General features: G+C 66.1%; 14 protein-coding genes and 1 pseudogene. 14 read left to right on the top strand and 1 reads right to left on the bottom strand.

The annotated features are described in order from the left end of the window. From Q7T84_RS02565 to Q7T84_RS02515, 11 genes are all read left to right on the top strand, one after another. The coding region (locus Q7T84_RS02565) for an SPOR domain-containing protein (protein WP_304806095.1) at positions 1–244 on the top strand (244 nt) is incomplete at its 5' end. Then, complete coding sequence (nagZ, locus tag Q7T84_RS02560; RefSeq protein WP_304806093.1) at positions 245–1,267, top strand: beta-N-acetylhexosaminidase; 1,023 nt, start codon at positions 245–247, stop codon at positions 1,265–1,267. After that, the gene (locus Q7T84_RS02555) at positions 1,264–2,067 is read left to right on the top strand and encodes a ScpA family protein (RefSeq protein ID WP_304806092.1); all 804 of its coding nucleotides are present in this window, start codon (positions 1,264–1,266) and stop codon (positions 2,065–2,067) included. Before nagZ ends, Q7T84_RS02555 begins: the two co-directional genes overlap by 4 nt. Continuing rightward, positions 2,064–2,711, top strand: coding sequence for an SMC-Scp complex subunit ScpB (gene scpB / locus Q7T84_RS02550; protein ID WP_304806090.1), 648 nt, complete (start codon positions 2,064–2,066; stop codon positions 2,709–2,711). The genes Q7T84_RS02555 and scpB overlap by 4 nt, the downstream gene beginning before the upstream one ends. Before the next feature lie 98 nt (positions 2,712–2,809). Beyond that, entirely contained in the window at positions 2,810–3,022 is a 213-nt protein-coding gene (locus Q7T84_RS02545; protein ID WP_304806089.1) for a twin-arginine translocase TatA/TatE family subunit, read from the top strand. 76 nt (positions 3,023–3,098) lie between these two features. Further along, complete coding sequence (tatB, locus tag Q7T84_RS02540) at positions 3,099–3,662, top strand: Sec-independent protein translocase protein TatB (protein ID WP_304806087.1); 564 nt, start codon at positions 3,099–3,101, stop codon at positions 3,660–3,662. Next, positions 3,659–4,597, top strand: a complete 939-nt coding sequence (tatC, locus tag Q7T84_RS02535) for a twin-arginine translocase subunit TatC (protein ID WP_304806085.1) — start codon at positions 3,659–3,661, stop codon at positions 4,595–4,597. Before tatB ends, tatC begins: the two co-directional genes overlap by 4 nt. 85 nt (positions 4,598–4,682) lie before the next feature. Then, the gene (gene serS, locus Q7T84_RS02530) at positions 4,683–5,960 is read left to right on the top strand and encodes a serine--tRNA ligase (RefSeq protein ID WP_304806083.1); all 1,278 of its coding nucleotides are present in this window, start codon (positions 4,683–4,685) and stop codon (positions 5,958–5,960) included. Further along, positions 5,957–6,736 (top strand): 5'/3'-nucleotidase SurE, encoded by a 780-nt coding sequence (surE, locus tag Q7T84_RS02525; RefSeq protein WP_304806082.1) that lies wholly within the window; start codon positions 5,957–5,959, stop codon positions 6,734–6,736. The genes serS and surE overlap by 4 nt, the downstream gene beginning before the upstream one ends. An 8-nt stretch (positions 6,737–6,744) precedes the next feature. Continuing rightward, positions 6,745–7,416, top strand: coding sequence for a protein-L-isoaspartate(D-aspartate) O-methyltransferase (locus Q7T84_RS02520; protein ID WP_304806081.1), 672 nt, complete (start codon positions 6,745–6,747; stop codon positions 7,414–7,416). A 254-nt stretch (positions 7,417–7,670) separates the two neighbouring features. Next, the gene (locus Q7T84_RS02515; protein WP_304806080.1) at positions 7,671–9,317 is read left to right on the top strand and encodes a LysM peptidoglycan-binding domain-containing protein; all 1,647 of its coding nucleotides are present in this window, start codon (positions 7,671–7,673) and stop codon (positions 9,315–9,317) included. Between the two features lie 38 nt (positions 9,318–9,355). Here the strand turns inward: Q7T84_RS02515 and Q7T84_RS02510 are convergent, their stop codons facing one another. Next, entirely contained in the window at positions 9,356–10,195 is an 840-nt protein-coding gene (locus Q7T84_RS02510) for an ATP-binding protein (RefSeq protein ID WP_304806079.1), read from the bottom strand. A 117-nt stretch (positions 10,196–10,312) separates the two neighbouring features. Between Q7T84_RS02510 and yajC the strand changes: the two genes are divergently transcribed. The 3 genes and pseudogenes from yajC to Q7T84_RS02495 form a co-directional block, all read left to right on the top strand. Further along, the gene (yajC, locus tag Q7T84_RS02505; RefSeq protein ID WP_304806077.1) at positions 10,313–10,663 is read left to right on the top strand and encodes a preprotein translocase subunit YajC; all 351 of its coding nucleotides are present in this window, start codon (positions 10,313–10,315) and stop codon (positions 10,661–10,663) included. Positions 10,664–10,678: 15 nt separating this feature from the next. Continuing rightward, the gene (secD, locus tag Q7T84_RS02500) at positions 10,679–12,283 is read left to right on the top strand and encodes a protein translocase subunit SecD (protein WP_304806075.1); all 1,605 of its coding nucleotides are present in this window, start codon (positions 10,679–10,681) and stop codon (positions 12,281–12,283) included. Positions 12,284–12,295: 12 nt separating this feature from the next. Further along, a pseudogene (locus Q7T84_RS02495) lies at positions 12,296–12,796 on the top strand (protein translocase subunit SecF); the annotation flags it as partial.

The raw sequence follows: 12,796 nt of genomic DNA, 5'->3' as shown, positions 1-12,796 counted from the left end.
CGGCGGGGCCGCGGCCGTCCAGATCGGCGCCTTCTCTTCGCAAGCCCTGGCCGACAAGGGCTGGAACGACGCCGCCCGCATCGCGCCGGGCGCGGCGGCCGGGAAGGGCAAGCGCGTCGAGGCGATCCAGAAGGACGGGGCGACGCTCTATCGCACCCAGGTCACCGGCTTCGCCAGCCGCGCCGACGCCAGCGCCTTCTGCAACCAGCTGAAGGCCGCCGGCAAAAGCTGCTTCGTGAAGTAGATGACCAGCGCCTCTATCCTCGGCTGCGCCGGCCCAACCCTCTCGGCTGAGGAAGAGGCTTTCTTCCGCGACGTCCAACCTTGGGGGTTCATCCTCTTCAAGCGCAACGTCGAGACGCCGGACCAGGTGCGCAAGTTAGTCGACCAGCTGCGCGCGACGGTCGGCCGGCCGGACGCGCCGATCCTGATCGACCAGGAAGGCGGCCGGGTCCAACGCCTGGGCCCGCCGCACTGGCGTCGCTTTCCGCCGGGCCGGGCCTATGGCGAATTGTCGGCGAACGATCCGTTGCTGCGGCGCGAGGTGACCCGTCTGGGCGCGCGGCTGCTGGCCTACGACCTCGCGGCGCTGGGCATCAATGTCGACTGCGTGCCGGTGCTGGATGTACCGATCGAGGGCGCCCACGACGTGATCGGCGATCGCGCCTACGCCAAGACCCCGCAGGGCGTCGCCCTGCTGGGTCGCGCGGCCTGCGAGGGCATGATCGCCGGCGGGGTGCTGCCGGTCATCAAGCACATCCCCGGCCACGGCCGGGCCATGGCCGACAGCCACCTGGACCTGCCGGTGGTGGACACCAGCTACGACGAACTGGACGCCTGGGACTTCGCGCCTTTCCGGGTGCTGTCGGACATGCCGATGGCGATGACCGCCCACGTCGTCTACACGGCCATCGATCCCAAGCGCCCCGCCACCACCTCCAGGAAGGCCATGCGCGAGGTCATTCGCGGGGCGATCGGCTTCGATGGCCTGGTGATGAGCGACGACCTTTCGATGAAGGCCCTGGGCGGCGAGTTCGCTGATCGAGCGCGCCTCTCGCTGGCGGCCGGCTGCGACGTGGTCCTGCACTGCAATGGCGACATGGCCGAGATGAAGGCGGTGATCGCCGGGACCAAGGCTCTGTCGGGCCAGGCCGCGCGCCGGGCCAAGGCCGCGCTGGGCCGCATCGCCAAGGTTCCCGAGCCGTTCGATGTCGATGAGGCCCGCGCCCGGTTCGACGCGGCGTTCGAAGGGAAATGGGCGGCTTGAGCACCTTCCAGCCAAAACTCGATTTCGAGGCCGCCAATACGGCGGCCGAAGATGGCGAAGCCCTCGTCATCGATATCGAAGGCTACGAAGGTCCGCTCCACGTTCTGCTGGCCCTGGCGCGCAGCCAGAAGGTCGATCTGCTCAAACTCTCGGTGACCAAGCTCGCCGAGCAGTATCTCGCCTTCGTCCAACAGGCTCGGCGGGTCCGCTTCTCGCTGGCGGCGGACTATCTGGTGATGGCGGCTTGGCTCGCCTATCTCAAGTCCCGGCTGCTGTTGCCCAAGCCCGAGCAACCCAAGGCCGAGGAGGCGCCGGCCGAGGAGATGGCCGCGCAACTGGCCTTCCGCCTCGCCAAGCTGGACGCGATGCGGAAGGCCGCCGACGCCCTGCGCGAGCGGCCGCAACTCGGTCGCGAGGTCTTTGTTCGCGGCGACCCCGAAGCGATCAAGGTGATCCCGTCGATGCGCTTGGAGGGCGACCTCTATGGTCTGATGAGCGCCTACATCGACCAGCGCCGAAAGGAACAGGGCCGCCACTACACGCCGCGCGCGCCGCAGGCCTATCCGCTGGAGGACGCCCGCGACCGCCTGCGCCACATGCTGCCAGACCTTGGCCGCTGGACCCCGTTGACCGGCGTCGCGCCGATCAAGCCGGCGGGGGAGGGGCCAAGCCAAGCCTCCTACGTCGCCTCGACCCTGTCGGCCAGCCTCGAGCTGGTGAAGGAAGGCGCGCTCGAAGCCCGCCAACTGGAAGCCTTCGCCGACGTCTATCTGCGGGCCCGCGCCGAGGTGCGGGCGTGACCGAGCCGGCCGAGCGTCAGGTCGAGGCGCTGCTGTTCGCGGCCTCTGGTCCGCTAAGCCTGGAAGACCTCGCCAAGCGCCTGCCGGCCAACGCCGACGTGAAGGCCGCCTTGGCCGCCCTGACGCAAACCTATGCCGGGCGCGGGATCGAACTTGTCTGCATCGGTGGTCGCTGGCGATTCCAGACGGCCGAAGACCTGGCTTTCTTGATGACCCATGAGCGCGAGGAGCCCAGGCGGCTGTCCAAGGCCGCTCAGGAGACCCTGGCCATCATCGCCTATCACCAGCCGGTGACGCGGGCGGAGATCGAGTCGGTGCGCGGCGTCCAGGCCAGCCGCGGCACGCTGGATGTCCTGCTGGAGCTGGGCCTCGTGCGGATGCGCGGACGTCGGCGCACGCCGGGCCGTCCGGTCACCTACGGCACGACCGACGCCTTTCTCGAACACTATGGCCTGGCGAATCTGGGCGATCTGCCGGGAGCCGCCGACATGAAAGCGGCAGGCCTGCTCAGCCTGGATCTGCCGCCGGACTTCGCGGTTCCCAATCCTCTTGGTGGCGGAATGCTGGACGAGGACCCGTTGGACGACGGCGAGGCGCCGGAATTCCATACAGACTACCTGGGCGAGGACGATCCGGGGCGTTAGGACGCGTTGGCGCTTTGCGGCGCAAGCGACTATATTCGACTTAAGCAGATGCGGGCGTGCGGTCGAGGTCGATCGCCGACGTTAAGGAGTTTGGCCGTATGGGCTCATTTTCGATTTGGCACTGGCTGATCGTTCTCGTGGTGGTCGCGTTGCTGTTCGGCGGCCGCGGCAAGCTGTCGGGCATCATGGGTGATGCGGCCAAGGGTATCCGCGCGTTCAAGGACGGCCTGAAGGACGACACCGACACCGTGGTCGACACGTCCAAGCCGCTGCCCAAGACCGAGCGCGAAAAAGACGAAGCTCGCGGCTGAACCAGCCGTTTTCCCTCAAGCTTTCGCCCGCGCCGATCTCGATCGGCGCGGGCTCTTACGTCTAGGCTATCCCTGAATGCTTCCCGAGATCGGTGGGCTTGAACTCCTGGTCATCGCCGCGGTCGCTTTGATCGTGGTCGGCCCCAAGGACCTGCCCATCATGTTGCGTAAGCTTGGCCAGTTCACGGCCAAGATACGGGGCATGGCCAACGAGTTCCGCGCCAGCTTCGATGAAATGGCCCGCCAGTCGGAGCTCGACGAGCTGCGCAAGGAGGTCGAAGCCATGCGTCGCGGTAGTCTGGCGGAAAGCGCCGCCATGGACGCCTCAAAGGCGCAAGTCGATCAGGTTTTCAAGGAGATCGGCGATAGTCTTGAGGGTTCGAACGTTCAGTTCCACCCGCCGATGAGCCACCAGTATGACGCCCCTGCCGAGGTTGCGGCGGAGCCGGCGTCTCCCGGACCTGCGCCCATCGTCGAAGAGGCCAAGCCGCGCGCCCGCGCCCCGGCCAAAACCAAGAGCGCGGCAGCCACAAAGCCCAAGTCCTCGACGGCCAAGTCCAAGACGGCCAAAGCCGCCCCTGACGAGGCTCCCAAGAAATCGCCTGCAAAGAGCGCCGCCAAGGCTGGAGCCAAGGCGTGAACGAGCCCCATGATTTTGACGACGCCGAGATCGAGGCGTCCCGTGCGCCCTTGCTCGACCATCTGGTGGAACTGCGCTCGCGGCTGATCATCTGCGTGCTGGCCATGGCGATCGGTTTTGCGATCTGTTTCGCCTTCTCCAAGCAGATCTACATCTTCCTGCTGCACCCCTTCGCGATCGCCGCCCAACTGCTGGCGGTCGAGAACGCCAATCACGCCCAGGCCGGCGGCGGCATGGATGTCGGCCGGTTCCTGACCGGGACGCGCGACCTGTTCCTGGCACTGGTCGGGCTGAAGGAAGTCCCGGCCGCGCCGAACGCCGACAAGCTGAACCTGGTCTTCACCGCGCCCCTGGAGTTCTTTTTCACCAAGCTCAAGCTGGCCGGATTCGGGGCCGTGGTCCTGACCTTCCCGGTGTTGGCCTGGCAGGTCTACAGCTTCGTGGCGCCGGGTCTCTACAAGCGCGAGCGCAAGGCCTTCGTGCCGTTCCTGCTGGCCTCGCCGGCCCTGTTCCTCATGGGCGCGGCGCTGGTTTATTACATCATCCTGCCGTTCGTGCTGTGGTTCTCGCTGTCCCAGCAGATCGTCGATGCCCAGGTGTCGGTGCAGCTGCTGCCCAAGGTCTCGGACTATCTGAGCCTGGTCACCACCCTGCTGCTGGCCTTTGGTCTTTGCTTCCAATTGCCGGTGGTTCTGACCTTGCTGGGCATGGCGGGGATCGTGTCGTCCAAGGCTCTGGCCACCGGGCGTCGCTACGCCATCGTCGGGGTGTTCGTGGTCGCCGCGGTGGTGACGCCGCCCGATCCGATCAGCCAGACCATGCTCGCCCTGCCGATTATCCTGCTCTACGAGATCTCGATCTGGTGCGTGCGGCTGATCGAGAAGCGCCGCCGCCTCGAAGACGAGGAAGCGGGCAGGGACATCGTCCCGGTCTAGCGAGGCGCTTCGGCGGCTCGGGGGGTTGGCCCGCTAACCAACGCGCTCTAGAGAAGTCGCCTCACTCTCTCCCGGCGGCAGAACCATGCACGACATCCGAGCCATTCGCGAAAACCCCGAGCTTTACGAGAAAGCCTGGGCTGCGAAGGGCAAGTCAGGCGTGGCCGCCGAGGCCATCGCCCTGGACGCCAAGCTGCGCGCCGCCAAGCTGGCGCTGGAAACCGCCCAGAGCCGTCGCAACGAAGCCTCCAAGCTGATCGGCCAGGCCAAGGCCAAGAAGGACGAAGCCGAGGCCCAGCGCCTGATGGCCGAGGTCGAGCAGGTTAAGGTCGTGCTGGCCGAGCAGGCGGAGATCGAGCGTGCGGTGTCCGATGAACTTCAGGGCCTCTTGGCCCAACTGCCGAACATTCCTCTACCCGACGTGCCGGCCGGCGCGGATGAGCATGACAATGTCGAGGTTCGGCGCTGGGGCGAACCCAACGCCATCGCCAATCCGCGTGACCACGTCGATCTGGGCGAACGCCTGGGCCTGATCGACTTCGAGGCCGCAGCCCGTATGAGCGGCGCGCGGTTCGTGATCCTGAAGGGCCAGATCGCCCGGCTGGAGCGCGCTATCGGCCAGTTCATGCTGGACATGCAGACCCAGGAGCACGGCTACACCGAGGTCTCGCCGCCGCTGCTGGTCAACGACGCGGCGGCCTATGGCACCGACAAGCTGCCCAAGTTCGCCGACGACCTGTTCAAGACCACCGACGGCCGCTGGCTGATCCCAACCGCCGAGGTCCCGCTGACCAGCATGGTCATGGGCCAGATCGTCACCGAGGAAGAACTGCCGCTGCGGCTCACCGCCCTGACCCCGTGCTTCCGTTCGGAGGCTGGCGCTTCGGGCCGCGACACCCGCGGCATGATCCGCCAACACCAGTTCTACAAGGTCGAGCTGGTCTCGATCACCGCGCCTGAAGAGTCCGAAGCCGAGCACGAGCGGATGGTCGGCTGCGCCGAGGCCGTGCTGAAGGCCTTGGAACTGCCGCACCGGACCATGATGCTCTGCACCGGCGACATGGGCTTTGGCGCGCGCAAGACCTACGACCTCGAGGTCTGGATCCCGTCGGAAGGCCGCTATCGCGAGATCAGCTCGATCTCCAACTGTGGGGACTTCCAGGCCCGGCGTATGGACGCCCGGACCAAGAAGGCGGGCGAGAAGGGCACGCGCTTCGTCCATACCCTGAACGGCTCGGGCCTGGCGGTCGGCCGGACCCTGGTAGCGGTGATGGAGAACTATCAGGACGAGAACGGCCGCATCGCCATTCCGCAGGCGCTGCATCCCTATCTGCCCGGCCTCACGCATATTGGTGGCGAATGAGAATCCTCCTGACCAACGACGACGGCATCCACGCCGAGGGTCTGGTCGCCCTGGAGAACATCGCTCGCGCCCTGACTGACGATGTCTGGATCTGCGCGCCGGAATACGAGCAGTCGGGGGCCAGCCGTGCGCTGACCCTGTCCGATCCGATCCGGGTGCGTAGGCTGGACGAGCGCCGCTTCGCCACCACCGGCACGCCGACCGACTGTGTGATGCTGGCCGTGACCGAGCTGATGGGGGGGCTGAAGCCCGACCTGGTGCTGTCCGGCGTCAATCGCGGCGCGAACCTGGCCGAGGACGTCACTATGTCCGGAACCGTCGCCGGAGCCATCGAGGGCATGGCGCTGGGCATCCCGTCGATCGCCTTGTCGCAATCGAGTTGGCCGGCTGTCGAGGGGGAGCAAATGTACGCGCCGTCCGAGCACTTTGGCCCGGGCATCGTGAAGCGACTGGTCGAACTGGGCTGGCCCAAGGACGTCGTGATGAACGTCAACTTCCCAGCGCTGCCGGTTGACGAGATCACCGAGGTCGAGGTCACCCGTCAGACCTTCCGCGACATCAATGTACGCCACGCGGAAAAGCGCACCGACCTGCGCAACCGCGACTATTACTGGATGGGTTTCCGCGGCGAGCGTTCGGCGCCGGCCGACGGCACCGACCTCCGAGCGATTTATGACGGTAAGATTTCCGTCACCCCCTTGCATATCAACCTGACTCACGCCGAAACCGTTCATCGCCTGAAGGGCGTGCTCGGGGGCGCGCCTCCGAAGGCTTGAGGCGACCGATGGCCAAACACCAGAGCGATCACGACGGCGATGAGGCGAGCGTCCAGCTTGCGCGCCTGGTGCTGTCGCTGCGCTCTCAGGGCGTCAGCAGTCCGGCGGTCCTGAAGGCCATCGAATCGACGCCCCGAGAACTATTCACGCCTGATCTGTTCAAGGATCGCGCCTTCGAGGACTCGGCCCTGCCGATCGCCTGCGGCCAGACCATCAGCCAGCCCTATATCGTCGGCTTGATGAGTCAGGCCCTGGAGGTCGAGCCGCGCTCGCGTGTGCTCGAGATCGGGACCGGGTCAGGCTACCAGACCACCATCCTCTCCAAGCTGTCGCGGCTGGTCTATACGGTCGAGCGCTACAGGACCTTGCTCGGCGAAGCCGAGGGGCGCTTCAAGCAGCTTGGTCTCACCAATGTGATCACACGTTTTGGCGATGGTGGACTGGGTTGGCCCGAGCAGGCGCCTTTTGACCGCATTCTGGTCACAGCAGCGGCGCCGGATGAGCCCAAGGCCCTGCTTTCGCAATTGAAACCGAAGGGCGTGCTGGTCGCGCCCATCGGCAAAGGGCCGGTTCAGAGCCTTAAACGCTACACGGGCGACGGGGCGGGGGGCTTCCGAATTGAGGTCATGACCGACGTTCGCTTCGTCCCCTTGCTCGACGGCGTCGCCAAGGAGCTGTGAGCTAAAGACTTATTGGGTTGGCTTCGGTGTCGGCTGTAACCCATCATTAACCCTGACGCCTCGACTGATTCCGATCCAATCTCACCGGAGCGGCGATGACGCTTTCCCTTACGCGCACGGCTTTGTTTCTTCTTGCAGGTACGGCTTTGACCGCCTGTACGACTGTGGAGCCTGTGCGCCCGAACTTCCCCACCAGGCCGGCGCCCAGCCAGCCGCTGCCCGTTCCGCCGCCTGTCCGCCAGGACGAGCCGGCGATGCAGCCGCGTCCGATCCCGCCGGTGGAAAGCTCGCAACTGCCTTCGATCTCGCCGCCCCGCCCGCAGTCGGTGAGGCCTGCGCCGCGCCCGATGACGACCGAGACCGTCACCAGGACCACGGTCGCCGGCAAGGTCGTGGAGACCGCTGGTCCGGCCAAGGACTACACCGTCAAGCCTGGCGACAACCTGGACGCCATCGCCCGGACGATGGGGACCACCCGCAAGCAGATCGCCGACGACAACGACCTGAAGCCGCCCTACGCGCTTCGGCCTGGCCAGGTCCTGAAGGGGCCGCGGACCACATCGGCCAAGGCCTATGTGGTGGGGCAGGGCGACACCCTGTTCGCCATCGCTCAGCGGTTCAGCGTCAGCGCCGCCGCGATCGCGCAGGCCAATGACCGCGAGATCGAGGCGCCGCTGGCGATCGGCGAGCGGTTGATCCTGCCCGAGGGCTTCAAGGACAAGGGTCCAACGACCATTCGCACCCAGGTCACGGCGCCGGCGCGCGACGTACCGCCAACGCCTTCGACCCCGACCTATAGCGAGCCGGTCCGCCAGCCTTCGCGCCCGACGCCTCCGCCGATCATCGATGAGCCGGCGACCACGATCCGTACTCGTGTCACCGGCAAGGTGGTCGATGCGGCGGGCGCCCCCAAGACCTACAAGGTCAAGAGCGGCGACAATCTGGACGGCATCGCCCGCAGCCTCGACACCACCCGCAAGGACCTGGCCGAGGACAACAAGCTAAAGCCCCCCTACGCGCTGCAGCCAGGCCAGGTGCTGAAGGGCCCTGAGACCAAGGTGAAGGCCTATGTGGTCGGGCAGGGCGACACCCAGGCGCTGATCGCCAAGCGCTTCGGGGTCACCCAACGGGCCTTGGCCGACGCCAACAACGTCAAGATCGGCGCTCCGGTCCGCGCCGGGCGCCAGGTGATCCTGCCGGCTGGCTATCGCGACCGTGGCCCGATCCGCGAGGAAGTCGCCGCGCCGCGGCCGAAGCCTGCGCCAGTTCCGACCTATACGCCGCCGGTTCAGACCTATCCTGCGCCGGTCCAGCCGACACCGGCGCCCACGCCGTATGATCGGCCGCCCGTGACGCCGCCGCCGATCGTCCAGCCTCCGGCGACCAGGCCCGCGCCGGTGCGCCCGACGCCGGTCGCGCCTCCGGTCACCCGGCCCTCAACACCCCCGACCCCGGCCGCGCCGGTCGTGGGCACGCCCACCGACGCCCAGATCACAAGCTTCGGTCGCGGTCGCTTCATCTGGCCGTTGCGCGGCGATGTGATCTCGGACTTCGGTCCGAAGGGGACGGGGCAGCGTAACGACGGCCTGAACATCCGCGTCAGCACCGGCGAGCCCGTGCGGGCGGCGGCGGCGGGCGATGTCGTCTATGCTGGCGACCAGGTCCCGGGCTTTGGCAATCTGGTGCTGGTCAAGCACGCGGACGGCTGGGTCACGGCCTATGGCCATATGTCCCGCGTCGACGTCAAGATGCAGCAGAAGATCACCCAGGGTCAGCAGATCGGCCAGGCTGGCTCCACCGGCGGGGTCACCGAGCCGCAACTTCACTTCGAAGTCCGCTACGCCCCGACCCCGCAAGACCGCGCGCGCCCGATCGATCCGAAGTTGGTGCTGCCGAAGTAGGCCGTCTTGTCCCTCCCCCCAATGGGGAGGGATGGCGTCTACATCGGCAAGGACTTGCCCTGCTCACCCGCCAAGTCGCGGATGAACTGGTAGGCGACGCGCCCTGAGCGCGAGCCGCGAAGCTGAGCCCATTGCAGGGCCCGGCGCTCGAGGTCGGGATCGGACAGGCCGAACTTCTCGGCGTAGCCGTTCACCGCCTCCAGATAGGTCGCCTGATCCATTGGCGGGAAGCCGACCCACAGACCGAATCGGTCCGAGACGCTGACCTCTTCCTCGGCGTCCTCGGCCGAGGCGACCAGGCCCCGGTCCTCGGTGTTGCTGCGTGGCATCAGGTGCCGGCGGTTGGAGGTGGCCACGAACAACACATTGGCGGGCGGTCCGGAAACGCCGCCCTCCAGGGCCGATTTCAGCGCCTTGGCGGCGGCTGCGCCCTCCTCGAAGGACAGATCGTCGCAAAGCACCACGAACCGCTCGCCACGGGCGCGCAGGACGTCGAACAGGCCTGGCAGGGCGGTGACCTCGTCGCGATCGACCTCGACCAGCTTCAAGTCGTCGAACTTGCGGGACAGTTCCATGAAGGCGGCCTTGGTGAGCGAACTCTTGCCAGTGCCGCGCACGCCCCACAGCAGGGCGTGATTGCTAGGCAAGCCACGGCTGAAGCGTTCCAGGTTCTCCAGGAACCGCGCCTTCTGGCGATCAACGCCGACCAGCGAGTCGAGCGGCAGCAGATAGTCGGGCGCCGGGTGGAAAGCTCCGGTAACGGGATCGTGGCGGAACAGGCGTCCACCTTCGAAGGCCGGGGGTACTTTCGGCGGCGGGGCAAGGCGCTCCAAGGCGTCGGCGATGCGGGTCAGAACCGATTTCAGCGTGTCATCCATGGCTAGGCTGCTTAACCGCATGGTGGTTCCATTGCAAAATGAAGGCGTAGCGCATAGCTTCCGCCGACCTGAAAACCGGAGCGCGACCCGCGCCCGACCAAGAGCTTCCGGAGCGCCATGTTCGCCACCCCCGCCTTCGCCCAAACCGCTGGAGCCGCCGCCGGCGGCGGACCGCAGGAAATGCTGATCCAGTTCCTGCCGCTGGTCGGCCTCGTCGTGCTGTTCTACTTCCTGATGATCCGCCCGCAGCAGCGCCGGATGAAACTGCATCAGGCGATGATCACCAATCTGAAGCGCAACGACACCGTCGTCCTGAATTCAGGCGTGATCGGCAAGGTCGTCCGCGTCGAGGACAAGGAAGTCGGCCTCGAAATCGCCCAAGGCGTCACCGTCAAGGTGGTGAAGGGCATGATTTCAGAGGTTCGCGTCCGTGGCGAACCAGCGCCCGCCAACGATTCCAAGGCCTAAAGGCTCACTTCTCAAATGATGAATCTTTCGCGTTGGAAGATCGCCGCCGCCGTTTTGTCGGTGATTTTCGGCGTGCTTTTCGCGCTTCCAAATGCACTGCCGCAAAGCGCCCGCGAAGCGCTGCCTGCGTTCATGCCCAAGAACACCCTGAACCTGGGTCTCGACCTGCAGGGCGGCTCGCATCTTCTGCTGGAAGTCGATACGCAAGCGCTTCGTAAAGAGCGCCTCGTCAATCTGGTCGAGGACGTTCGGACCAACTTGCGCGAAAAGAACATTCCGTTCAGCGACCTGCGGGAAGTGAACGGAAGCGTTTCGGTGCTGATCACCGACCCGGCGCAAATGAACGCCGCGGTGAATTTGCTCCGCACCAATGTCGGGGCCCCGCTGGCCGGCGTCGCCGGCAGTCGAGACGTGACGGTCGAGAACGCCGGCTCTGGCCGGATTCAGATTAGTTTCGTCGCCGAAGCCATGCGGGCGGAGGCCTCGAAGGCGGTTGACCAATCGATCGAAATTCTTCGCCGCCGGATCGATGAACTGGGCACCCGTGAGCCGACCATCGTCCGTCAAGGCGTTGATCGGATCGTCGTGCAGGCGCCGGGCGAGAGCGACCCGGAGCGGCTCAAGAACGTCATCGGCAAGACCGCCAAGCTGACCTTCCAGATGGTCGACGACTCGGTTTCCCCGGAAGAGGCCGCCGCCGGCCGGATACCGCCGGGCTCGGAGCTTCTGCCTGCCGACGACGGCTTCTCCACCGGCTATCTCGTCAAGAAGCGCGCCCTCGTCACTGGCGAGATGCTCACCGACGCCCAGCAAGCCTTCGATCCGCAAACTGGACAGGCGGTGGTCTCGTTCCGCTTCGACGGCACGGGCGCGCGCCGGTTCGGCGATGCGACGGCTCAAAACCTCGGCAAACGCTTCGCCATCGTGCTGGACGGTAAGGTGATCTCCGCTCCGGTCATCCAGAGCGCCATCACCGGCGGTTCGGGTCAGATTAGCGGCAGCTTCACGGCCGAATCGGCGAACGACTTGGCGGTGCTGCTACGCGCTGGGGCCCTGCCGGCCCCGCTCAACGTCGAGCAACAACAGACCGTCGGCGCCGAGTTGGGCGCGGACGCCGTGAAGGCGGGCCTGATCTCCACGGTCGTCGGCTTCGTGGCGATCCTGATCTTCATGATCCTGGCTTACGGCTTCCTGTTCGGCGGGATCTCGGTGATCGCTCTGGCTATCAACGGCCTTTTGATCGTGGCGATCATGTCGCTTACCCAGGCCACGCTCACCCTTCCAGGTATCGCCGGTCACATCCTGACGCTCGCCGTCGCGGTCGATGCGAACGTGCTGATCTATGAACGGATGCGTGATGAGCTTCGGGGGGGGCGCTCGGTGATCTCGGCCATGGACGCCGGCTTCGGGCGCGCCATGACCACCATCATCGATGCGAACGTCACGACCATCCTGGCGGCGCTGATCATGTTCCAGTTCGGCGCCGGTCCGGTGAAAGGCTTTGCCTGGACCCTCTCCATCGGGGTGATCACGTCCGTCTTCACCGCCGTGCTCATCACGCAAGTTCTTCTGGCCCTGTGGTTCCGCGCCGCACGTCCGAAGACCCTTCCGATCGTCTAGGGAACCCTGAATATGTGGCCCCTGATCAAACTTCTGCCGATCACGACGAACTTCCGGTTCGTCGCGTTCTCCCGTATCGCCGCCGTGATTTCCGTTATCGCGGTTATCGGTTCGCTCGCCATGGTGCTCATCCCCTTCCAACCGCCCTGCGGCGGCCTGGCGTGCGGGATCGACTTCAAGGGCGGGACCTTGTTGGAAATCTCCACCGCTCCGAAAGCGGTCGACCTTGGGGCGGTGCGCCAAACGCTCGAGGCGGCTCGGATGGGGGACGTCCAGGTTCAGGCGTTCGGCTCCGAAACCTCGGCCATGGTGCGCTTCCAGACGCCGGACGGCGCGCACCCGGCCGACACCGTGGCGAGCGTCAAGGCGGACTTGACTAAAGCCCTTGGCCAAGTGGCGTTCACCAAGACCGACGTCGTTGGCCCAAAGGTCTCGGGCGAGCTGTTCCAAAGCGGATTGACGGCGCTGTTGCTCGCGATCCTGCTGATGCTCTTCTACATCTGGTTCCGGTTC

This window comes from Phenylobacterium sp. (assembly GCF_030654915.1).
Lineage (GTDB): Bacteria > Pseudomonadota > Alphaproteobacteria > Caulobacterales > Caulobacteraceae > Phenylobacterium.
This window is presented reverse-complemented; position numbering and strand designations above follow the sequence as displayed.

What these genes read in the sequence shown, in the direction of transcription:
- nagZ (WP_304806093.1), top strand. Translation starts at nt 245, where the DNA reads ATGACCAGCGCCTCTATCCTCGGCTGCGCCGGCCCAACCCTCTCGGCT.
- Q7T84_RS02545 (WP_304806089.1), top strand. Translation starts at nt 2,810, where the DNA reads ATGGGCTCATTTTCGATTTGGCACTGGCTGATCGTTCTCGTGGTGGTC.
- tatB (WP_304806087.1), top strand. Translation starts at nt 3,099, where the DNA reads ATGCTTCCCGAGATCGGTGGGCTTGAACTCCTGGTCATCGCCGCGGTC.
- serS (WP_304806083.1), top strand. Translation starts at nt 4,683, where the DNA reads ATGCACGACATCCGAGCCATTCGCGAAAACCCCGAGCTTTACGAGAAA.
- surE (WP_304806082.1), top strand. Translation starts at nt 5,957, where the DNA reads ATGAGAATCCTCCTGACCAACGACGACGGCATCCACGCCGAGGGTCTG.
- Q7T84_RS02520 (WP_304806081.1), top strand. Translation starts at nt 6,745, where the DNA reads ATGGCCAAACACCAGAGCGATCACGACGGCGATGAGGCGAGCGTCCAG.
- Q7T84_RS02515 (WP_304806080.1), top strand. Translation starts at nt 7,671, where the DNA reads ATGCAGCCGCGTCCGATCCCGCCGGTGGAAAGCTCGCAACTGCCTTCG.
- Q7T84_RS02510 (WP_304806079.1), bottom strand. Translation starts at nt 10,195, where the DNA reads ATGGATGACACGCTGAAATCGGTTCTGACCCGCATCGCCGACGCCTTG.
- yajC (WP_304806077.1), top strand. Translation starts at nt 10,313, where the DNA reads ATGTTCGCCACCCCCGCCTTCGCCCAAACCGCTGGAGCCGCCGCCGGC.
- secD (WP_304806075.1), top strand. Translation starts at nt 10,679, where the DNA reads ATGATGAATCTTTCGCGTTGGAAGATCGCCGCCGCCGTTTTGTCGGTG.